General features: G+C 41.9%; 19 protein-coding genes. 11 read left to right on the forward strand and 8 right to left on the reverse strand.

Going from position 1 to position 21,464, the window contains the following annotated elements; all coding sequences use genetic code 11:
* Together DP116_RS08845 and DP116_RS08850 are read left to right on the forward strand one after the other, a co-directional pair.
* A partial coding sequence (locus DP116_RS08845; RefSeq protein ID WP_246275540.1) for a phosphopantetheine-binding protein occupies positions 1-499 on the forward strand: 499 nt, incomplete at its 5' end.
* Positions 496-1,530: a thioesterase domain-containing protein gene (locus DP116_RS08850; protein ID WP_169154840.1), complete on the forward strand. Its 1,035-nt coding sequence runs from the start codon at positions 496-498 to the stop codon at positions 1,528-1,530. The genes DP116_RS08845 and DP116_RS08850, both read left to right, overlap by 4 nt.
* Positions 1,531-1,932: 402 nt before the next feature.
* Here the strand turns inward: DP116_RS08850 and DP116_RS08855 are convergent, their stop codons facing one another.
* Both DP116_RS08855 and recA read right to left on the reverse strand, forming a co-directional pair.
* On the reverse strand, positions 1,933-2,205 hold the full coding sequence (locus tag DP116_RS08855) for a hypothetical protein (RefSeq protein ID WP_246275541.1): 273 nt from the start codon (positions 2,203-2,205) through the stop codon (positions 1,933-1,935).
* 23 nt (positions 2,206-2,228) lie between these two features.
* Positions 2,229-3,314 (reverse strand): recombinase RecA, encoded by a 1,086-nt coding sequence (gene recA, locus DP116_RS08860; RefSeq protein ID WP_169154841.1) that lies wholly within the window; start codon positions 3,312-3,314, stop codon positions 2,229-2,231.
* Between the two features lie 299 nt (positions 3,315-3,613).
* On the opposite strand from recA, the gene xseA reads away from it, so the two are divergent.
* Together xseA and xseB are read left to right on the forward strand one after the other, a co-directional pair.
* On the forward strand, positions 3,614-4,876 hold the full coding sequence (xseA, locus tag DP116_RS08865; protein WP_169154842.1) for an exodeoxyribonuclease VII large subunit: 1,263 nt from the start codon (positions 3,614-3,616) through the stop codon (positions 4,874-4,876).
* 306 nt (positions 4,877-5,182) lie between these two features.
* Entirely contained in the window at positions 5,183-5,392 is a 210-nt protein-coding gene (gene xseB / locus DP116_RS08870; RefSeq protein WP_169154843.1) for an exodeoxyribonuclease VII small subunit, read from the forward strand.
* 199 nt (positions 5,393-5,591) lie between these two features.
* Here the strand turns inward: xseB and DP116_RS08875 are convergent, their stop codons facing one another.
* The gene (locus DP116_RS08875) at positions 5,592-6,164 is read right to left on the reverse strand and encodes a DUF3611 family protein (protein WP_169154844.1); all 573 of its coding nucleotides are present in this window, start codon (positions 6,162-6,164) and stop codon (positions 5,592-5,594) included.
* A 756-nt stretch (positions 6,165-6,920) separates the two neighbouring features.
* On the opposite strand from DP116_RS08875, the gene DP116_RS08885 reads away from it, so the two are divergent.
* A complete protein-coding gene (locus DP116_RS08885) occupies positions 6,921-7,670 on the forward strand; it encodes a sucrose-phosphate phosphatase (RefSeq protein WP_339381407.1) in 750 nt (249 codons plus the stop codon).
* Positions 7,667-8,302 carry a Holliday junction branch migration protein RuvA gene (gene ruvA, locus DP116_RS08890; RefSeq protein ID WP_169154847.1) on the forward strand — a complete coding sequence of 212 codons (636 nt, stop codon included), beginning with the start codon at positions 7,667-7,669 and terminating at the stop codon, positions 8,300-8,302. Before DP116_RS08885 ends, ruvA begins: the two co-directional genes overlap by 4 nt.
* A 191-nt stretch (positions 8,303-8,493) precedes the next feature.
* Here ruvA and DP116_RS08895 read toward each other — a convergent pair whose 3' ends face one another.
* The gene (locus DP116_RS08895) at positions 8,494-9,357 is read right to left on the reverse strand and encodes a class I SAM-dependent methyltransferase (RefSeq protein ID WP_169154848.1); all 864 of its coding nucleotides are present in this window, start codon (positions 9,355-9,357) and stop codon (positions 8,494-8,496) included.
* A 149-nt stretch (positions 9,358-9,506) separates the two neighbouring features.
* Here DP116_RS08895 and bioF point away from each other — a divergent pair, with 149 nt between their 5' ends.
* From bioF to DP116_RS08910, 3 genes are all read left to right on the forward strand, one after another.
* A complete protein-coding gene (bioF, locus tag DP116_RS08900) occupies positions 9,507-10,670 on the forward strand; it encodes an 8-amino-7-oxononanoate synthase (protein ID WP_169154849.1) in 1,164 nt (387 codons plus the stop codon).
* Between the two features lie 1,526 nt (positions 10,671-12,196).
* Positions 12,197-12,832, forward strand: coding sequence for a hypothetical protein (locus tag DP116_RS08905; RefSeq protein ID WP_169154850.1), 636 nt, complete (start codon positions 12,197-12,199; stop codon positions 12,830-12,832).
* A 32-nt stretch (positions 12,833-12,864) separates the two neighbouring features.
* Positions 12,865-14,142, forward strand: coding sequence for a hypothetical protein (locus DP116_RS08910; RefSeq protein WP_169154851.1), 1,278 nt, complete (start codon positions 12,865-12,867; stop codon positions 14,140-14,142).
* 140 nt (positions 14,143-14,282) lie between these two features.
* Here DP116_RS08910 and DP116_RS08915 read toward each other — a convergent pair whose 3' ends face one another.
* Together DP116_RS08915 and DP116_RS08920 are read right to left on the reverse strand one after the other, a co-directional pair.
* Complete coding sequence (locus DP116_RS08915) at positions 14,283-14,768, reverse strand: BON domain-containing protein (protein WP_169154852.1); 486 nt, start codon at positions 14,766-14,768, stop codon at positions 14,283-14,285.
* Positions 14,769-15,083: 315 nt separating this feature from the next.
* Entirely contained in the window at positions 15,084-15,722 is a 639-nt protein-coding gene (locus DP116_RS08920) for a general stress protein (protein WP_169154853.1), read from the reverse strand.
* Positions 15,723-16,055: 333 nt separating this feature from the next.
* Here DP116_RS08920 and DP116_RS08925 point away from each other — a divergent pair, with 333 nt between their 5' ends.
* Positions 16,056-17,531 (forward strand): DUF8628 domain-containing protein, encoded by a 1,476-nt coding sequence (locus DP116_RS08925; RefSeq protein WP_169154854.1) that lies wholly within the window; start codon positions 16,056-16,058, stop codon positions 17,529-17,531.
* A 137-nt stretch (positions 17,532-17,668) separates the two neighbouring features.
* Entirely contained in the window at positions 17,669-19,624 is a 1,956-nt protein-coding gene (locus tag DP116_RS08930; protein WP_169154855.1) for an SEFIR domain-containing protein, read from the forward strand.
* 193 nt (positions 19,625-19,817) lie between these two features.
* On the opposite strand, the gene DP116_RS08935 is transcribed toward DP116_RS08930, so the two are convergent.
* Positions 19,818-20,312, reverse strand: coding sequence for a hypothetical protein (locus tag DP116_RS08935; RefSeq protein WP_169154856.1), 495 nt, complete (start codon positions 20,310-20,312; stop codon positions 19,818-19,820).
* Between the two features lie 151 nt (positions 20,313-20,463).
* Positions 20,464-21,459 carry a PRC-barrel domain-containing protein gene (locus DP116_RS08940; protein WP_169154857.1) on the reverse strand — a complete coding sequence of 332 codons (996 nt, stop codon included), beginning with the start codon at positions 21,457-21,459 and terminating at the stop codon, positions 20,464-20,466.
* Positions 21,460-21,464: the final 5 nt, after the last annotated feature.

Genomic DNA, 21,464 nt, shown 5'->3' on the forward strand with positions numbered 1-21,464 from the left:
ACGCCGCAAAAATACAAGGGTTGTCCATCCTTGTCGAGGGTTTGCCCAACCCTTGACAGTTACAGGGGAAATCGACCGGGAGCAGTTACGGCTTCTTAGTCGTGGTAGAGACACTCAAACACGGATTATGCCTCGCAATGAGTTGGAACGGCAAATATCACTTGTTTGGCAGGAAGTTTTAGGAATTGGACAAATTGACATTCACAGCAACTTTTTTGAACTGGGTGGGAGTTCTATCAAGGCAATTATTTTGGTCAATAAATTAGAAAAACAACTAGGACGAAACTTTCATTTCACACTCATGATTGAAGCTCCAACGATCGCTCAATTTTCATCGTACATTCAGAACAATTATCCAGAACTCAATTCTAGAGTGCAAGGTTCTAATGTGGGTACAACAAACAGCAAAACAACGGTGCTATCTGAAAAAACTAACGTCACGCAAATTGCGAAAACACTAATTACTGTTGCAACCGATATAGAGGAGGGAGAAATTTGAAAACAGTTGATCGATTGTTAACTGACCTAGAAAAGTTGGAAATTCAACTTTGGCTAGATGAAGAAGTTCGTCTGCGCTACAGCGCCCCCAAGGGAGCTTTGTCTTCACAGTTACGCGACGAATTGCGAGAACGTAAAGCAGAAATTATTGAATATCTGCATCACAAACATCAAATAGCAAAGTTCCCACCTATTGAGTCTATCTTGGTCAAGATCCAGCCTGCTGGAACTAAGCCGCCTTTGTTCTGCATTCACCCAGCTGGTGGTAATGTCTTCTGGTATTTAGAATTATCCCGTCATCTGGGTTTGGATCAGCCTTTGTATGGCTTGCGACCACCTAATTTGTACGGGGAAGAGGAACCTTTAAACTCTATCGAGGATATGGCTACAGCTTATATCAAAGCCATGCAATCCGTTCAGCCCCAAGGGCCTTATCACCTTGCAGGTTCTTCTTTTGGTGGACTTGTCATTTATGAAATAGCACAGCAATTGCAAGCTAGTGGTCAAGAAGTTTCTTTTGTAGGAATGTTGGATATGGCTTTACTCACATCTACAGATTTGAAAAACCAGATAGAAAGAGTGGGTAATGAATACTATCTAGTATTAACCTCTTTTGCTGACAGTACAGCAGGTGCTTTAGGTGAGTATTCGCAGCAAATAATAATAGATGAATTGCGAAGTTTTTCTGAATTAGACGCACAATTAAACTATATTTTGCAGAAATTAATCAAACTTAAACTTTTACCTGTTGAATTTACATTTGAGCAGTTTCGCCATCTTTTTGATGTATTTGAAGGCAATGTCATAGCTGGAATGCGCTACACAATCAAAACATACCCTGGTAAAGTTGTTTTCTTCCGCGCAACAGAAGACATAATCGACTTATTTCACGAACATCAAGACTCAACAAGAGGCTGGTCAAAATTCGCACTTGGTGGGGTAGATGTTCATGAGATAGAAGGAAACCATTACTCTATGCTTCGTAGTCCGGTTTTAGCCGAAAAAATCAAGCCTTATCTAGTAAAATCTTAGTTTCAGCGTCAATTAACCGTCTTTTGAGCTTCCGCTCCCTATTGGAAAGTCAGAAGAGTCAATGGGCGTTAACTCTTTTCTCCCCTGCTCCTGTGCTCCCTTGCCCCCCTGCTTGCCAATACCCGCAAATTTCTTATCCGAACCGTATTGGGACTTGATATTCTTTCAGTCCTAATACCAATTCTTGAGGCATTTATCTGGCACCATCTCAATTTGAGGCAGGATTTACTTCCATTGCCCACACTCAAGAAGATGTTGAGCAGACGCTAGAAGTCGCACGGGATGTCATGTCAAACCTGTAAATTGGATACTCAGTACTGAGGTAGAAAAATTGGGGACTAGGAATTTTCCTTTCTAGTCCCCAGCCTTTAATTCTCAGTCCTTTTTTAACAACCGCAGCCGTTATGACCGCAGCCTTTCATAACCCGCAACTTTTACATCATAGATAGCTAAAGGAAATAGAGTCGGATTCACGTAAGCCTCAGCCAATGATTTCACGTTGGGTGCTATAAATCCCTGTTGGGATTCGTTCACTTCAAGACTGATGCATTCATAAAAATTATCAAGCGTGACTTCACGTAAATGAACCATTACCAAACCTACTCCTGTATTTGGTTGTTCATGAATCTTGTCTGGATACAGGGAAGTGGTATGTGGAGCGATATCGCCCCACATACCAAACTGCAAAAGTACTAGTGTTACTCTTCTTCGACTAACTCTAGTTCTTCTTCATCTTCTTCATCTTCACTTGTCTTGCTCACAGAGTTAGCAGAAACAACCGCTCCCATCTCTAGTTTTTCACGCACCAGCTGCTTAATTTTTTCAGCAAATTCAGGTTTTTCTTCTAGGTACTTAATGGCATTGTCTCGTCCTTGAGAGATGTTTTCACCGTTGTAGCTGTACCAAGCTCCTTTGCGGATCAAGATACCAGTTTCTTCTGCCAAATCGACAAGACAACCCAAAGTAGAAATACCTTTACCAAAGATAATGTCAAATTCTGCGACTCTAAAAGGTGGTGCTACTTTATTCTTCGCAACTTTGACTTTGACACGGTTACCAAATTCCTCTGTACCCTTTTTCAAGGTTTGAATCCGGCGAATGTCTAAGCGTACTGAAGCATAATACTTGAGAGCGTTACCGCCAGTTGTGGTTTCTGGGTTACCGTAGCTGACACCAATTTTTTGGCGCAGTTGGTTCAAAAATATTACTGAGCAACCAGATTTACCAATATTTCCAGTAATTTTTCGTAGGGCTTGGCTCATCAATCTCGCTTGAAGACCAACGTGAGCATCTCCCATCTCGCCTTCAATTTCAGCACGGGGAACAAGGGCTGCGACTGAGTCAATCACAACAATGTCAACTGCAGCAGAACGGACAAGTTGATCGACAATTTCTAAAGCAGCTTCCCCAGTGTCAGGTTGGGAAATGAAGAGATTTTCAGTGTCAACACCCAACGCTCCAGCGTAGGCGGGGTCAAGGGCGTGTTCAGCATCAACATAGGCAGCTATACCGCCATTTTTTTGTACTTCCGCAACCGCGTGCAGTGCTAGTGTGGTCTTACCAGAACTTTCTGGACCATAAATCTCAATCACCCGTCCCTTGGGTAAACCACCACCTAGTGCTAGATCCAGGGTGAGTGCTCCACTAGAAATTGTCTCTACCCGCATCCGGGTAGCATCACCCAAGCGCATGATTGTTCCTTTGCCAAAGGTACGCTCAATTTGGTTGAGTACCATGTTGAGCGCTTTTTGCTTGCCAGCATTATCTGTGGTGTTAACAGCCATTCGATCCCTCTATGTATCTGTATCTATATATTTGTGGATTTGTTTATGGATTTAGCAAGTGGGGTTTGCAAGCTTGATTAGAACTAATGTACTATTTTTATTGAAACACACTTTGCGAGTTTAGAACCGGATTTAAGAGGCAAGTGTGACAATATCCTAACGCAAGAGCTGCCTCGTGTGGGTAAGTAAAAATAACTATGTAGCAGATTTGATAAAGAATATTCTTCACATAATATATGGTAATGGTCAGTGACTACTCGCACTGCGGAAAATATGCTTGACTGTGTATCTAAACTGAAATGATAGAATCCGACCGACCTTGGGACCTGATTGCTGAGACAGCCCTCTCAGTAGCTAGTTTAACTGACTACATCCGCTTTTTAATAGAACAAGATGAGGAATTGCAACGAGTTTGGGTGACTGGAGAAGTTTCCAGCGCTAACCACCATCGCAGTGGATTATTTTTCACCTTACAAGACCCTGATAGTAGTGCAGCAATTAAGTGTGTCGTGTGGAATAGCCAAGTGACAAAACTAGCACAGATACCCATTCGAGGTGAGCAGTTAATTATATTAGGAAGTATAAGAATTTATCGAGAACGCGGAGAGTATCAGCTTTCCGTTTGGCAAGCTTTGCCAGCTGGTGTTGGTTTGCAAGCGCTACGTCACCAGGAACTGCGAAAACGGTTGGAGGCGGAGGGGTTATTTGATTCGCAAAGAAAGCGATCGCTTCCTCCTCACCCCCAAACAATCGCCGTTGTCACCTCACCCACAGCTGCGGCTTGGGGCGATATTCAAAAGACTCTGAAACAAAGGTATCCAGGTTTACACATTCTTTTCTCTCCTGCTACAGTACAAGGTGAGCAAGCCCCGGAATCTATAGTAAATGCTATTCGACGGGTGGAGGTGGATGGACGCGCCGAGGTACTACTTTTAGCACGGGGTGGTGGTGCAGTTGAGGAATTAGCTTGCTTTAATGATGAACGGGTAGTGCGAGCAGTTGCTTGTTGTTCTATTCCGGTGATTACTGGGATTGGTCATCAAAGAGATGAGTCTTTAGTAGATTTAGTGGCAGATGCTGCGCTGCATACACCTACAGCTGCTGCTGAGCGAGTTGTTCCAGCACTGGCAGAATTGTATAATCAGCATCAGCAACGAGTTGTTGCTTTACAGCAGAGCGTACGTTTTTCTTTGGAAACTGCACAAAAACAACTCCAAGAAAAGCGAAACCGCTTGCGACGTTTACGGTTAGATCGACAAGTGCAGCAGGAGATACAAGAACTTGCTTGGAAGCGTCAACAATTGGTGCGTGCAACAACAACGCAATTGCAGCAAGCAACGCAGCATGTAGAAATGTTACGCCAAAAGTTAGCGACTCTTGACCCTAAAGCTGTTTTGCAGCGTGGTTATGCGGTGGTGCGTCAGCAAAATGGTGCGATAAGCCGGAGGCTTGACGCTACGCGTATCGCTCGTTCTGCTGCTGAGTTGGCTGTGGGAGATGAGTTGTTGGTTCAGTTGGGGCAGGGTGAGGTTAAAGTTAGGGTTAGGGAAGTTAAAGATTAAAAACCAATACAGTTCAGTTAGAGCCAAAAACCTTAAACTGTGTAGGTAGGGTCGCCAGCGCGAATGACGGTGAGACTAATGCTGCGGGAGGGTTACCCTCCGCAGGCATCTGGCGTTAGCCGTCAGGCGTGCCGTAGGCATACCCGAAGGGCTTTCCCGACAGAGGGTAAGAGCGTTTGAGGAACGAAACCCAACATTTATAGGAGTTTGTTGGGTTTCACTACGTTCAACCCAACCTACAGTTATCCTTAACTGAACCGTATTGGATTAAAAACCGCCAAGACGCCAAGGACGCCAAGAGTTTTTATGAATCAAGGTTGGAATTATGAGGTAATGGTTGCTGAAATAGAGAGAATTATTGCTCGGATTGAGGCGGGTGATTTGGAATTAGAAGAAGTGTTTGACCAATTTGCAGCGGCTGTTGAGTATTTACGTCAATGTGAGAGTTTTTTGCAGGAGCGACAACAAAAGGTGGATTTATTGATTGAAACTTTGGTAGTGAAGAGTGAAGAGTGAGGAGTGAAGAGATTTTCTTTTTCTTTTCACTTTTCACTATTTCCCATTTCTTTTCACTTTTCACGCTCATAAATGCAAGAAGTCTAATGTTAATTAGGTCAATTGTTGACTTTCTTGTCAACTATCCGGGAAGTTGCTCGTTACCTTAATTTCAAAAAACTTTGCCTCGTAAGGGGTTTGGCTCCCGATTCTCGTCTTACTATTGATCTAACCAGTTAAGCAGCCCAAGTGAAGTCATACTTCCGAAAAAGTGAGCACCAATCAGGTTGACGTTTGTCAAAACTACAAAAAGATCTAGGGAACGAATGACATTTTCAGGTCTATAGACTGCCACTCCTTGAGGCAGAGCTAGCGATTTCGATAGTACAGCAATAACGGTCACTTCAGATGCCAGAAAAGCTAACAATAGCCCAATCAAACTGACAATTAACCCAGTTTGTAATACTTGAATTACCTCCTCTTTCTTTGGATGTAATTCACGATTAGGCGACTGTAAAAGTTTGTCTAAACGCTTATAGCGGGAAACCCAATAAAGCCTGAAACACAGCACTAAAATTCCAATAATACCTAAAAAGACTCCAAACCCCATGACCGAATTAGTCGTTGTTTGGACAGTGGAACTACGGCTAAATATAGCTAACAACAAAGCCAAGCTAGAAACAGCGCCTAGTGCTAACTGTACCCAGAAGCTAATCGGTCTTACTACGCCGAAGGTGGCTGCAAATCGTTGTTTAGTCGGTGCAGGTAGGTATGAATTTAAGTCATTTGACATATTCGTTCTCCTGAAATTTAGTTGGCAAAAGTGGAAAGCTAGTATTTATTCAAAAAATATAGGTTAAAAACTTGATAAATATATGCTTTACTAACAGCCAATGCAGCGCATCCTGTCTAGGTATCAAATATTAACCTAAGTTAAGTCAGTCTATAGAAGGATGTAGCGAGCAGACATTTTTTTATTGTAGGTAGTAATCAATTTAGACAGCAGACACGCGATGCCAATCTGAAGGCGCTCCCGGTCACCTTCGGGTTCATCGACCAAACGATCAACAACACTGAGGGCGCGAAACGGTAGCCTGACCCAACGGTTCGGGAGCCAGACCATGATCCGCAACACAATTTATCCGAGATTTCGTCCCTTCAGTAGACAAGAGAGAAGTTGGCAATTTCATCTTGGTCTGGCTGTCAGGGAATTTTCACTTGTTTGTTAGCTTCAATCGCAAGTCCTAACAGGGCTTTGAGGGTGTGGAGAGGATTGAGCTTAGCAGCCAAGCCATGTAGAAACGGAAAGATGGTTGTCGCCACTCTAAAAAGCTCCGGTGTTGTACGAATTTATATAGAACCTCAAGAGAGTCGTGCTTTTTTTTTATTCTCTGACTATATTAAATTCAGCACCTGTAAATCGTTTCGGTTTATCCAATCTCGGTTTGAGCACAACTGGTCAACTTGCCTATTGAAATCTAAAAACAGATGAGATTGGTGCCAAATCAGCATAAACTTTTTGATGGTAAAGCTAACAAGAGAGGTTGCTGTGGCTAAATTCTTATTCGTAACTGATTTAGACAATACCCTGGTAGGTGACGACAAGGCGCTGCTTGAACTGAACGATCGCCTACATGCGACACGCCAAGAATACGGTACCAAGATTGTTTATGCCACAGGGCGATCGCCTCTTCTTTACCAACAGATCAAAGATGAAAAAAATCTTTTAGAACCCGATGCCCTGATTCTATCTGTGGGGACAGAAATTTATCTTGACGGAAGTCATACTCCTGATTCAGAATGGTCAGAAAAACTTTCATCTGGTTGGAACCGTGAAATTTTAGTATCAACGACGACTGCTTTTTCTGAGTTAGTTCCGCAACCTGACTCAGAACAGCGTCCTTTCAAGATGAGTTTTTTCCTTCAAGAAGAGTCAGCAGCAAAGGTTTTACCCCAACTGGAGTCAGAGTTGCAAAAATCTGGTTTAGACGTAAAGTTAATTTATAGTAGCGGTATAGACCTTGACATTGTACCTTCTGGAAGCGATAAAGGACAGGCAGTACAGTTTCTCCGCCAAAAGTGGAAGTTTGTAGCAGAGGTGACGGTTGTTTGTGGCGATTCTGGTAATGATATTGCTTTATTCTCTGTTGGCAGTGAAAGAGGAATTATTGTCGGAAATGCTCGTCCAGAGCTACTTCAATGGCATAATGAACATCCTGCTAACTATCGTTACCTGGCAACAAATTTTTGTGCTGGTGGAATACTGGAAGGTTTAAAACACTTTGGTTTCTTAGAATGATTAGCTATCTCAAAGGCATTGTTGCTGCTATCCAAAACAATAGTGGTCATCGCTATACTCTGACTCTGGAAGTGAATGGTATTGGGTATGATTTGCAAATCCCTGCACGACTGGCACAGCAGTTGCCAAATACTGGAGGTGAAGTGCAGATTTTTACCCATTATCAAATTCGAGAAGAGGTACCATTGCTTTATGGCTTTGGTTCACCAGGAGAACGAGATGTGTTTCGCCACTTGTTAGGTGTTAGTGGTGTTGGTGCAGCTATAGCGATCGCCCTGTTGGACACTTTGGAATTACCAGAACTCGTGCAGACGATTATCACAGGTAATCTTCAATTACTCATTCAAGCCCCTGGTGTTGGCAAAAAAACCGCAGAACGTATTTGTTTGGAACTCAAAGGCAAATTAGTAGAGTGGCGTAAGACAGCAGGCTTCTTCGTCGCGACAGGCAGTCCAGCACCAGGTATTATCGAAGAAGTACAAATGACTCTCCTAGCATTGGGTTACACTGCCAATGAGGTGAGTCATGCCTTGCATGTCGTCAGTGAAGATATTGGACTTCCTAAAGACGCCTATGTGGAAGAGTGGATTAAACAGGCGATCGCTCATCTCAGCAGTGAATATAGTCAGTAGTTGGATACCTAAGCTGTGAGAGTCATCTGCCTCAGGAAGCGACAAAACCGTGTATGAATCCTTGATTCACACGGCTTCTCAGTAAGTTGGTGCTTGTGACGTACACCTATAATTCCGAGTGAAAAAGAATTAGGATTGAGCAACTTTGTCTGCTTCAAGCCATGTCTATGACTAAGATACCCCGTTTAAAATCAAGCGACATCCAGAGTTAGCGCAAAGATAGACCAAAGCGCAAGCATTTTTCTTACCACTTCTGTGTCAATGCCCAAGATTTTCAGGCAGCTTAAGTGATCCATCACGTTCAACATACTATACTCTGCCACACGGAAATCTTGCTCATACGCAAATTGCCGCGCCTGCTCAAGTGTTGCAAAATTATTATCTACTAAAGACCTGCCTGTAAGCTTAGTACCTGTTTGTAATAGCTTCTGTAAAGAAGCATCAAATTCTTGTGACTGCGTTAGACTAGCTGTGTGAATAAAGTCAGGGGTAATCCAGACGCCACCGTAGTGTTGAAGCATCTCGCGAACATTGGCACACACAAGTTGTTTTTCTGCCATATTCAGATGTGTCAGCAACCCCTCACACAAAATTATGATTGGCTGTCCCGCTTTTAGTAGTTCAGCACTTTTTAAAAACTGACTTGGACGGCTAGTAGCATCAATTGAAAGAAAGTGCAGATTGGGACGTTCCCCAACAAGTTGTTCAACCAGTTGCTGTTTGCAACGAATCATTCTAGGCAAGTCAGTTTCAATAAATGTGATGTTCGGATGACAAGACATGAAAAGACCACGCGGTAGCAAACCGGATGCTAGTTCTAGAACTTGCCCTATTTGATATTGAGCCATGACTTGGTTGATAGCTTTATAGCGAGCTTCCACACGTGCAGTAAGCAAAGCACTTTTGTCTTGATTTTGTGGCTCAGATAACTCTACCAACCCTTGCGCTTCTACCAATTGCGCCAACTCTTTGGCATAAGGAATATCTGTGAACTGTCGAGCTTTGCTAACCATGAAAGCAGTGTGGATAATTTTGTCATAGTCACTAGCTTGCATTTTTCGATAAGTTTTTTTGAACTACTATCAAGTAGTTTAAAGATAAATTTACACAATAGTACGACTTTTAGTTATAAATTTGTTTTATAGTTAATAACTATAACTTAATTGTATAAAGTAAGAAAAATAACCTCCTCCACTTCTCTACCGTGCCCACAAACCCCTACGCTTGGATCGAAGAATCCCTGACCACAATTCACCGTGCTGACTGGTATCGCTCAGTACAAACAATTCACGGTCTTCCAGGAGCAACGGTTCTTTTGGAAGGACGAGAGGTTATCAATTTTGCCAGTAATGATTATTTGGGATTGGCAGGGGATCAGCGGCTGATTGCAGCAGCAACGATCGCTACCCAAGAATTGGGTACAGGTAGCACTGGTTCGAGATTACTCAGCGGACATCGAGAAATACATAGAGAATTAGAGAGAGCGATCGCATCACTCAAACAAACAGAAGACGCTCTCGTTTTTAGTTCTGGCTATCTGGCGAATCTAGGGGCAATCACTGCTATTGTAGGTAAGCGTGATTTGATTTTATCTGACCAGTACAATCATTCTAGTCTGAAAAATGGGGCAATTCTCAGTGGTGCGACGATTGTTGAATATCCTCATTGCGATGTTGAAGCATTAAGAATCAAACTCAGTCAACAAAGGCAAAATTATCGACGTTGTCTGATCATCACTGATAGCGTCTTCAGCATGGACGGTGATTTATGTCCTTTGCCAGCACTGTTGGAAATAGCGGATGAATTTAGCTGTATGCTGCTCATTGATGAAGCGCACGCCACTGGCGTACTAGGGAAAACTGGCGCTGGATGCGTAGAACATTTCGGATGTACAGGAAGGCAGTTGATTCAAATTGGGACTTTGAGTAAAGCTTTGGGTAGTCTAGGCGGGTATGTGGCTGGAAGCACAACGATTATAGACTTTTTGCGGAATCGGGCACCAACATGGATTTACACCACCGCACTTTCCCCGGCTGATGTAGCAGCAGCACTCACAGCTATAAAAATAGTACAGCAAGAACCACAACGCCGCGTTCAATTATGGCAGAATGTCGCCCAACTCAAACAGGTTATGCAACAGCAACTACCCAAGCTGAAATTGTTACCGTCCTCCTCACCCATTCTCTGTTTTGAATTATCAAGTGCAGCAGATGCGCTTAAAGCTGGACAACACCTCAAATCAGCTGGTATTTTCGCTCCTGCTATTCGTCCCCCTACCGTTCCTACGAGTCGGATACGAATTTGTATTATGGCAACTCATGAATTGACTCATATTGAAAAATTGGTAGAAGCTTTGAGCAGTATCTAAACTGAAGAACCTTAATCTTTCATGGTCTAAGTTAAGAATAACAATACTACGATGTCTCCGATAGTCAGAGATTTTTTCACCACTTTGTAACTTGGTACTTATTGAACTTTTTTTCTAGCTAGCATGAATTTCTTCAATCAGATTACGCCTTTTTAACCAATCAAGTTCTAAAAGAGCAAACCCAAGAGTCACTCGCTTCTCAAACATTCAAAATTCAAAAAAGGTCATGGGGATACAGGGGAATCAGGGTGATAGGTGGTGGAATGGTAAAACAAGAAAAAGCAGATAGCCAGTGAAGAAAGCTCGCAATTATTCGTAAGTTAATAACTTCTGTATTCACCCAGCAGTGCTGAGTTTACAATTGTGCTGAAGAAATTTCAATGATAGTCATCCTTTTGTAAGCATGCAAAGATGCACAATCAGATTGTGATTAGAGTCACAGCGTGATAGTTGAAATACTTGATATAAATATGTTAACTAATAAATATTGCTGGCAAATTTCAAATAAGCATAATAACCTCGAACACTAATTGATACATTTTTCTGTACAAATTAGAACAACAAAGTTAATAAGCTGTCACACCTACAACTTGGACATTTATTAGTTCGGGGAGTCAACACTTAAATGCAAAGACGCTCCGCCTCCGCTTTGAAGACAGCCAGTGCCCGAAAGCGGGTTTTCCGGCACAAAAAAGCCAGTGAATTGAGGAGACACGCACCAAGTGTGAACTGATGTTAATTAAACAAAGACTGCTTGTTCGTATCTCCTCCACAAGATGCTGCTTTAAACGCCGTTCATATCAACCGTTGCGTAAGCCATAGGCATACCTGTAACGGTTAAAAAGAACTCAAGACTGTTGACTTGAAGCAAAAAAGTGCAAGATGTACGCGCATCTGCTGAGTATACTTTTCAAAAAGTTTATCAAAGCAAATCAAAGCAAACAATAGTAACTGTACCTAAAACTGTCATGAATCAACTATAAACTCTTTAGACTACATAACTAATCTGTGTTTTAGAATGTCAATATTGAAGCCGTAAAGTTTTTAGACTTAGACTTACATACGGATTTCCTGTGGGCGTTTCTAACAAAGAATAAGTTGTGTAGTTAGTGTAAAGCCTGTAAACTCAAGTATTCTTGGACTTTATATAAACTTAAAATTTGCTTCATCAAAAATATTTGAGTTAATTGATTGTTAACTTAAGTACCAACAGTAAAAACACTTAATATTTATTAGGGACTTAAACAATTTTCTCCAAGAAAATAATACCGAAAAGCCTTGTTTTTACTGGTTAAAAGGTAAGTTAGGGGAAGTCTAGCTCTTGTTCAATATTTCTACTTACAAAAAATATTGGTAAGTTCAATTGTTCTTAACAACAGAGTTTTTTCATAGATTCTTTTTAAAGATTTATAGGGACTTTATCTAAATCTGGAAACAATGTCTGAATAATTGTATATGGGTGTAAAGCAAAAAATAAAGATTTCCTCTGACAAAAGGTATTCTCAAATAACTTATACGTAAAGAAAATGAATATAATTGCTCGTTTACTTAGTACATTTGCTATTTCTATATCTGCGGTTGCTGTTATGCCCTACTTCGCCATAGCGCAAGAAACGCTAACTGCTCCCGAACAACAAACGACGCAGAGAGTTTGCTCTTCCGATTCAGTTGAAAATTTGTTGCCTCCGCCAGTTAGTCAGGAAAGTCGTTCTCCACTTTCTTACTTGGGGGAGGAAGGTTTTACACAGAACCCAGATGGTTCTTGGACCTGTTATGTGAGTGATTCTAGGAAGCAAGGACGTTACTATACCCTGTTTAAAGTCCAACAAATAAATGGAAAGCTTGTAGCCAGTTCTTTTCTAGACGGCGGTATTCTCGTGGAAGGTCAAGACAACCGCAGCTTAGACTTCTTCATGATGCTCATAGAGAAGCATACAAAGGCAAATCAAGGAAATCGTGAAAGTATACGCAGATATCTGGATGCGTTCTTTTCCTTCGTCAAGCAAGGTAAGATACAACTTTCTAATCGTGGTTACCTCTTTGATCAACCAAGCGGTGCAGTTGTTATATACCACCCTGTCACAGGCGGAAAACTTAAAGGAGCGGCAATTACCATCAATATCAGCTCGCCTGAGAATTTATCTTCCTCTCCTGTCTCATAGGCTTTCAAAATTAGTTGTTGGAGGTAAATCCCTTGAAGTCAAAAGTTAAAACAATCGTTGTCACATTATCATCCTTAGCAACAGTAGTTAATACGTCTCAATCTGCTTCTGCTCAGTTGAAAGTTGGAAACTATGGTATTCAACAAGGACTTGAGCATAACTATCTCCAGTACCAGATATCGGGGCGTCCTTTAAATCAAATGCGAGGTATTCCTGCATGTAGTGTGGGATTTGGTGCCGCTTGTAACAAAGCAGGAGCAGTGTTTCAGAAATTAGTTGAGTCAAATGGTGGTCCAACCCAGGAACAGTTGCTGATACAAGCTGCTGGAGGGGAAGAAAACTACCAGAATTTTGCTAAATTTTACGGAAATGACCCCAATCTGACTCAGATACCGTACGCCTCATTCTGGCGGAACGACGACCCCAATATCGTGGACGGATATCGCTATCTTGTTGGGCAAACAGTCAATCAAACTCCTCAAGAAGGTCTGGGACAAGTTACCAACAACTTTTACTGGGCACCTCAAGGAAGCGGGAACTCACTTGACGCCCGTAATGGCTTACTAGATTTGAAATACTCTTATGGACGTCTGTTGCTTGAAGAGGTGGCAAAAATTCCCGATGCACAGCAGCAGATTCAATCTTTGGGTTTAGCGCCAGAACTGACGAAGTTTTACTCGGAAAAACTTTCCAGTTCGATGCGTGTATTGAACTCTGGGAATGAAGAGTCTCTTAAAGAGGCGATTCTCAAAGACCTCTCGATACCCTATTCACCAGATGGGGCAGAGATTGGACGTCCAAATCTTGGCATTCCTCCAACTAATTCGTTCACTGAGGAAACTCTCGCTGGAGATGTTGTTCCCTGGGAAACTGCAATAGCGCTAGATCCAGAAGGGGTAAACGTTGAGCTTCCTCCCAGCCTTGCAGAAGTTGCTTTATTCCCACAAACAGGAGAAAGTTCTTTTCCAACGGGCTGGCTTGCTGGCCTGCCTGTGTTATTCTTACTTCTTCTTGCTTTTGGTGGTGGTGGAGATAGTTCTTCCGGTCGAGGATCAAGTGCAGTAGCGAGTACACCTCCTATTAGTGCTCCTCCTTCAGGAGGTGGGTCTATTCCTCCTTCGGGCGGTGGTGGTGGTTCTGGTGGTTACAACCAAATCATTGAAGTTCCGTCCAAGCCTCCTGTAACTACTCCGCCGGGACAGGAAGTGAAAAAGGTACCAGAACCAGCAACAATAACGCCGCTTGTGTTGTTGATCATTGTCCTTTACGTACTAAATCATAAGCAGTGGCGTATACAAACTAGAGGTTAAATTCTTTTGTTGTGTATTCAGATCATCAGTTGGGGTGTAGAAAACGCTCGCATTCTTCTGTTTCCTTAAAGAATGCGAGCGTTAGTTTTTGAGTCTGTGCCAGGTAGATGCTTAAGTAACCTTGTCAGCTACAAAACTTCTTATTGAGGTTTGTTGTTTGTATTTGATGAAGGTTGTGCTGGAGCAACTTTTGCATTGACCTTCACACTTTTTACACCTTTAATCTGTTGTGCCAAAGTGGGAATTTTATTGAGTTGTTCTTGTGTAGGAACTGTTCCAGCTACTGTTACAGAACCCTCTTTAGCGTCAACTGTTAACTGACTGGCTGGTAAATTAGCCTCTAACTTACCGCGAACCTCACTTTTTAAATCATCATCATTTCTTTTGGCGTCACCACCATTCACATTGTTACGTTGTTCGCGTGCTCTAATATCAGACTCTATTTGGTCTTTACGAACTTGGGTAGTGGCGTCTTCTTGAGTTTTCTGAGCCGTTTCTTGCGTTGGGGCCTTAACATTTTCATTTGTCCCTGAGGGAGCATCTGCACTTGTTTTTGAAGGGGATTCGCAACCCACCGCACCAATAGCAATAACACCGCTAATGATCAATGGAATAAACTTGTTCATCTTCTGTCTCCTACTGAAATATTTCAAAAAATTCCTTGACAAAATTCCTTGACATAGGTAGCTATTAACAGCAAACAGTTACCCAGCTATCCAAAACACGGAGACGAGAACACATAGCGTGATAGATGCGGAGAACACTTGTATTGGCTTAATGCCTCCTGAATGGATAAATTTAAACAAATCCTTGTTGAAATCTCCTGACTTTAGTTACGAAAATTCACGCTATTACTGAAATACTGTTAATGGTGTGTGAGGTTCAGGAGCGAATCTTTGCAAGTGCACAGAAAGCAGTTTTTTGATGATACTTATGACTTACTAAACAGTTGTATCGCGACGATCAACAATTGTTACCGAAGGCTCATTATTCACAACGCCGCCAGTGTAATCTGTGTCAGTGTCTACAACACCAGGTACATTATAGATTCCAAACTCCTGAATACCTTGGTTTGTCAAAACACTTTCGGCACGACGAATTTCGTCATCTGTCCCGTCTACTATCACCAGATAATCACCACGAGATACTCGTTCATTATATAATCTGGCTCGTTCTTCAGGAATTCCCAAACCAAGGAGTCCACCTAATAATCCACCAGCCGCTGCACCAATTCCAGCACCAGCTGCAGCTGTCGCCAGAGTTGTCGCGATTTCACCTGCAAGTAATATAGGACCAACGCCAGGAATTGCCAAGGTTCCTAAGCCCACGAGTAAACCGGTAATGCCTCCGAGTGTTGCACCTGTCACTGCGCCAGCAGCAGCTCCTTCATCAGCTTTGTTACCAATACGTTGTTGCGTTTCGATACCAGCAATATCACCAGTGCGATCAGCGTCTTTAGCAATGATAGAAACTTTATTCATTGGAAAACCGGCGTCTCTAAGCTCGGTGAGTGCATACTCAGCTTCACGACGACTAGGAAATACGCCGACTGCACGCTTGTTGTGTTTACCCAAAGCCATTTCACTCCTCCATTCAATAGCTAAAAGAAGCACAAAAACGTATAACTTACTTTGCTTCGTGCTTATATTACAGTTTTGCCTTGCTTTGCTCTCACTTTCATCGTCCGCAAGTTAAGCTAAATATCTATCGATAGATTGGTTCTTTGCCCAAATGGGAATTTGAAAAAATCATAACCTTATTTCACGTCTTTGCTGTTTACAAGGGGAAATTGCGCTTCTATTGTTCGGTTATACTACTTTCACTAACAAACAAATACTTATAACCTCATAAATAGTAGTGGATGCCGCTTTTCGACACTGTCAGTCGCTCTTTATTCAGGGGGTGAAATACTTGTGTACAAATGGATCTTGCCAAGTCTAAGCGAAGTTTTAGCAAATAGTCAATCAATAGTTGCTGCATGTTCATCTGCTGCATCAGAACAGCAATGGCGCGTCAGCGTAGCAGCGACAGAACAACTGTTATTAAATATTTTAACAACTGCTTCACCTGAAGAAGCCACACAAGGATTAGTTTTAGCTGCGCCAGCGCCTGTTTTTAGTCAGCCAAGACTGGCTGGGAGTTTGCAGACTGTTAGTTTTACGGCAAAGCCATTTAACCCCTTGGCACTTATGCCATTTCAAATGCCTCCTGATGTGGGTGTGGTAGATGCATTTGCTTCTAGTGAGTCGGTTTTACCTGTATTAGAAACAGATCCGTTAGCAAGGGAGCAGTTTTGTTTGGTTTTCACCAAGCAATTTAGATTAGTGCTGGTTTTAGCAGAAGATATCAATGGCAATAAGACTTTTTCATTTTCTTTTGAGCCAGAGGTTGTTGAGTTAGCATGGCGATCGCTAGGAGCAAGAGTTGTAGTCAGCAATCCGGATCTGTTTGCGGATTTACAAGAGTTAGTACATAAATATTCTCCAGTAGCTCCAGATTACCGCGTAGTGATGGAGTTCACTCGTTTATTACTGACACAATTTCCAGAACAAGAAGAAAACACGGAAATCGCAAAAAGCGGGGATGTAGGGACACGAGCACGTCCAGAATGTGTAGAAACCGTCCCAGCTTCGCCACATCTGTCTTTGGGTGCTTCATCACAAGGGCATACTCGCCCTGATGTAGAACTACTGCAAGCTTTTGCTCACGAAGTTCGGACTCCTTTAACAACGATTCGCACCATCACTCGTTTACTGCTGAAACAGCGTGATTTACCTGCAAATGTGATCAAGCGTTTGGAACTTATTGATCGCGAATGCACCGAGCAAATTGATCGTATGGAGTTACTCTTTAGAGCAGCAGAACTACAAACATCTACTACTGTAAAATCTACAAATACTCAACTCACAGCAATGTCTCTGGAGCAAGTTTTGCAGCAGAGTATTCCGCGTTGGGAACAAGCAGCCAATCGACGCAACTTGACTTTGGATGTAGTTTTACCTCAACAGTTACCAACTGTGGTTAGTAATCCTGCTATGTTGGATCGGATTCTCACGGGTTTGATGGAGAATTTTACCCGTAGTTTACCGGCTGGTAGTCATATTCAAGTACAGGTCATCCCGGCTGGAGATCAACTGAAATTACAATTATTACCTTTAACTCAGGCGGGAGATAATGGAAAAATGTCAGGCTCTCCATGCACACCGCCAATTCGTAAAGCTTTGGGTCAACTTCTCATGTTCCAGCCGGAAACAGGTACGATAAGTTTGAATCTTAACGCAACCAAGCACTTATTTCAAGCGATTGGGGGTAAACTTATTGTGCGCGATCGCCCACGCCACGGAGAAGTGCTAACGATTTTTCTTCCTTTGGAAGTCACCAGTCAGTGAAGAGTCGCATAAATATTAGTCTAAAATCCAGTTTTTTGCGTGGTCAGAGTTTTGTTTTGATCAGGAATTAAGGATAAAATCCTTGTAGTCTCAACAAGACTTGAATCGCAACCAGTATCTACGATTAAGACAGAAAGATGACAGAACAAATACAAACACCTCCACCACCAAAAGTTTTCATTAGCTATAGCTGGGATTCTGATGAGCATAAGAACAGAGTCCTCGGTCTTGCAAATAGCCTCAAAAATTACGGAATTGATAGCAAAATAGACCGGTATCAACAATCACCTCGTGAAGGATGGTATCGGTGGATGATGAATCAAATTGAGGAATCTGATTTTGTGCTCGTAGTTTGTACTGATAAATACAACCTTCGATACCAGAATAAGGAAAAACGGGGACAGGGACGAGGGGCTACATGGGAAGGTGGATTGATTATTGCAGACCTTTATGAAGCACAAGGAATGAATGATAAATTCATTCCTATTTTATTGTCTCCTGAGTATGAAAAAGATATTCCTTCAAGCCTCAAAACATACACTGTCTATCGATTGTTTGATCCGAAAGACGACCCAAAAATTCCAGGAGGATTTCAGGAGCTATATCGGCGTCTTATGGATCAGCCAGAGTGCGAAGAACCGAAGTTAGGTAAACCCATAATATTACCTCCGATCCAACCCGCGATATCAAACGTGGGTGGTGATGGAGAAATTATAAAATATGAAGATCCTGATAACACTCAAAAAACAGAACAAATACAAACAGCAACAAAAGTTTTCATTAGCTATAGCTGGGACTCAGACGACCACAAAGAAAATGTGTTGAAACTAGCAAATACCTTACGTGCAGTATGGGGGATTGAGGCAGATATAGATCGTTATGTTCGAGCAGAGCCTCCTTATACTCCTGTTAAAGGATGGGATCTTTGGATGTCAGAGCGAATTAAGTGGGCTGAGTTTGTGCTTATCATCTTTACTGAGACATACCAGCGACGATTTGAGGGTAACGAGGAACCTGAAAAAGGTTTAGGAGTTTCGTGGGAAGGAACAATTATCAGAAACGACCTTTACAACGCTCAGTTAAGAGACACTAAATTTATCCCAGTTGTATTTTCTCAATCTGACTTGGATTATGTTTCTTCTGTACTAAATCCCAGAGATAAATATATCCTTACTGATGATAAAAGCTTTACAGAACTTTGCTATCGTCTGAGAAAACAAAAGACCATTATCAAACCAGAAATTAAAGGGGGACCTCTACCACTCCCTTCTGATCCAGTGTTATTTTCTCCTCAGAAACCGCCAGTAAAATCTTTAGAGCAACAACAGACTCCTGAGATTGAATACCGTAAAAAAGTTGAAGAGTATGCTAACGGGGTTTCACTCTCTGAACCCTATGATGACATTGATGAAATTCATAAGACTATCTTAGAAACAATAGGGCTAGATACTGATAAGGCTAAAGCTATTGAAGATGATATTCTTCAATCACGTCGCCAACGGCACGAAATATACAAAAAAAACCTTCAAAAATATCAGAACCTTCTGATGAAAAACTTAGAAAAAGAAGGGTTTTTTAGTGATGATATCCTTTCTAACTTGAAACAACTTCAGAATAATTTGGGACTAATTGATAAGGACACTGAAGAACTATTGCTATATGCTCAATTGGAGTATTCGCTTAAAAAAGGAAGCTGGATAGAAGCAGATGAAACTACTACAAATCTCTTGTTGAAAGTAGCAAATGTTAAACAAAATTATTTTAATGTAACTGATTTTCGGAAAATTCCATGTAAAGATATACGTAAAATTGACGAACTCTGGACACAATACAGTAAAGGTAACTTTGGTTACAGCGCGCAAATAGATATCTGGCAACAAGTTAATGGGGAACTTCTTGATTTCTTTGTTGCATTGGATTGGGGATATAAAGAAGATCATCGATTCGTGTATACAGAGAATTTTAAATATAATATAAGGAATCACCCGAAAGGACACCGCCCAGTATCAGTTCTATGGGAGGGAGGAACTCACGAAACCCGACAAGCATACATAAACAGAATTCAGCAGTGCTGCACAGGTCTTGTTCCTTAATTGGAGATAATTTCTATATCTGTTTCTCCAAGATAAGAACAACACATCTAGAACACCGATTCAGTATTCACCAATTGTGAGAAAAAACCCAGTTTCTTCTCATTGAGATAACGAAATATCAGTTTTTCCAGCAACAGAAACTGGGTTTTTGGCATTAATGAATCGGTGTTCTAGGATGCTACATTTCGCATTTCTATTTCGATGGCAAAGGTACATACATAAGCACAATCGTAATCAGAAAAGTAATCAAATAAGGAAGGTTTGCCCAGGATTTTAGGACACTATCCTTGCTGGAAATTTGCCTGAAAAAATCAGGTGAAAAATCAGGTATCAAAAAATTTCTTTGTTTAATCTTCATTTGCTCTACCCATTGATAATCTTCGTTAGATGCATAACCTCCAATGATCCGAACTAACCGATTGAAGTTCTTCCGAAATTCTCTCTCCATGTACAAATAATAGATATCCAGTAAACCAAATAAAGTAAAAGAGACGAATGCCAGGATAAATAAAATAGGGTTTCTATTTTGAAAACCAAATCCAATGATCGCAGCCCAAACCGTTAATCCAAACTTTTTAGCTTCAAGCGAATTGTCTGCCATGCGTTTAATTACAGATTGCAGCATTTCACTTTGTTTAATCAAAAAGTCTCGATCTTCTTGAACTCTGTCCAGATCGTTGCTTGGCATAGTACTGCACTATAACGAGAGCCACTCGATTGTAGAATAAAACTAGCTCTTTATTAGTCCTTCGGAACCTCACCCTGCCCTATCGGGCATCCCTCTCCTTATAAAGGAGAGGGAAAGTTTTAGGGTATAGCGTAGAGGAAGTTCAGTGGAATTAATATCCGCCCTCTTCTTCGTACTCTGGCTGTCTCTCTTTGACTTTTTTAGGAATATTCACTGGCTTTGGTGGCTCATCATCCCAAGCATCGCGAGCTAAATCTTCGTCATAATCGTCATAATCGTCAGCGTACGGCTTTTTGTTGTAGGAACCAGAGTCATACTTTGGCTGTGGTTGATACTTATCTTTACCTGTTGCTTCACTCCAGTTGTCTTCTTCATCGTCTTCATCATACTGCACAGGCTCATACTGCCGTGCTTTCATAACCTGACGCTCTTGACGTTCTTCTTCGTAGTAGTCTTCGTCCCACTCTTGCGCTACAGGTTCGGGTGTACGAACGATTTTTGGCTTGGGTTGTTCTAAAGGAACTCCGCTTGGTAGTTGCTTGTCTGGTGTGACTGTACGAGGAGTGTAGCTGGAGTATTCTTCGTCAGCATCTCGTTCCCACGGCGCTTTACCAATACCCAAACGCTCTAAGAAACCAACAGTTAATTGATTAAGCCGCTCTTCAGCGCCTTCAAAAACAATCAATCTATTGGGGCCTGTGCTGACGATTTCGTCTACTGAGAACTCGTAGGTACTCAAGAATTGGTCGGGAATTTGTGGTAATCCAAGAGAGGCGATCGCAATTGAGTAAAGCTTTCCTGTTTCGGCATTAAACTTAAAGCCCCGCACTTTGCCTAAAACTTCACCAGTCTCTGTAATGACTTCCCAGTTTATCAGGTTGCTGTAGATATCAACCTCAACATCATCAATAACATCCTCGTTATCCACGAGGATAACATCACCGATTTGGTTAATGCTGTTGAGATACATATAGCGTGGCACGCCAGAAATAGAGATCAGGCTGTCTCGCATGCCAAGCGCCACAACCTCTCGCTGATCTACATCAACCCAAACTTGACTCACGATTCCTAATCGCTTGCCGTTGTCACGAGTGATTACCTGGGTGTTTAAAATATCGGAACGTCTAATACTTTGTTCAGAGGTCATCCTGT

It is taken from the genome of Brasilonema bromeliae SPC951, from assembly GCF_012912135.1.
GTDB classification, from domain to species: Bacteria; Cyanobacteriota; Cyanobacteriia; order Cyanobacteriales; family Nostocaceae; genus Brasilonema; species Brasilonema bromeliae.

Bases quoted from the DNA above. Each gene is read 5' to 3' on its own strand.
- DP116_RS08855 (WP_246275541.1), bottom strand. From the start codon at position 2,205: ATGTGGGGCGATATCGCTCCACATACCACTTCCCTGTATCCAGACAAG.
- recA (WP_169154841.1), bottom strand. From the start codon at position 3,314: ATGGCTGTTAACACCACAGATAATGCTGGCAAGCAAAAAGCGCTCAAC.
- xseA (WP_169154842.1), top strand. From the start codon at position 3,614: ATGATAGAATCCGACCGACCTTGGGACCTGATTGCTGAGACAGCCCTC.
- xseB (WP_169154843.1), top strand. From the start codon at position 5,183: ATGAATCAAGGTTGGAATTATGAGGTAATGGTTGCTGAAATAGAGAGA.
- DP116_RS08875 (WP_169154844.1), bottom strand. From the start codon at position 6,164: ATGTCAAATGACTTAAATTCATACCTACCTGCACCGACTAAACAACGA.
- ruvA (WP_169154847.1), top strand. From the start codon at position 7,667: ATGATTAGCTATCTCAAAGGCATTGTTGCTGCTATCCAAAACAATAGT.
- DP116_RS08895 (WP_169154848.1), bottom strand. From the start codon at position 9,357: ATGCAAGCTAGTGACTATGACAAAATTATCCACACTGCTTTCATGGTT.
- DP116_RS08905 (WP_169154850.1), top strand. From the start codon at position 12,197: ATGAATATAATTGCTCGTTTACTTAGTACATTTGCTATTTCTATATCT.
- DP116_RS08915 (WP_169154852.1), bottom strand. From the start codon at position 14,768: ATGAACAAGTTTATTCCATTGATCATTAGCGGTGTTATTGCTATTGGT.
- DP116_RS08920 (WP_169154853.1), bottom strand. From the start codon at position 15,722: ATGGCTTTGGGTAAACACAACAAGCGTGCAGTCGGCGTATTTCCTAGT.
- DP116_RS08930 (WP_169154855.1), top strand. From the start codon at position 17,669: ATGACAGAACAAATACAAACACCTCCACCACCAAAAGTTTTCATTAGC.
- DP116_RS08935 (WP_169154856.1), bottom strand. From the start codon at position 20,312: ATGCCAAGCAACGATCTGGACAGAGTTCAAGAAGATCGAGACTTTTTG.
- DP116_RS08940 (WP_169154857.1), bottom strand. From the start codon at position 21,459: ATGACCTCTGAACAAAGTATTAGACGTTCCGATATTTTAAACACCCAG.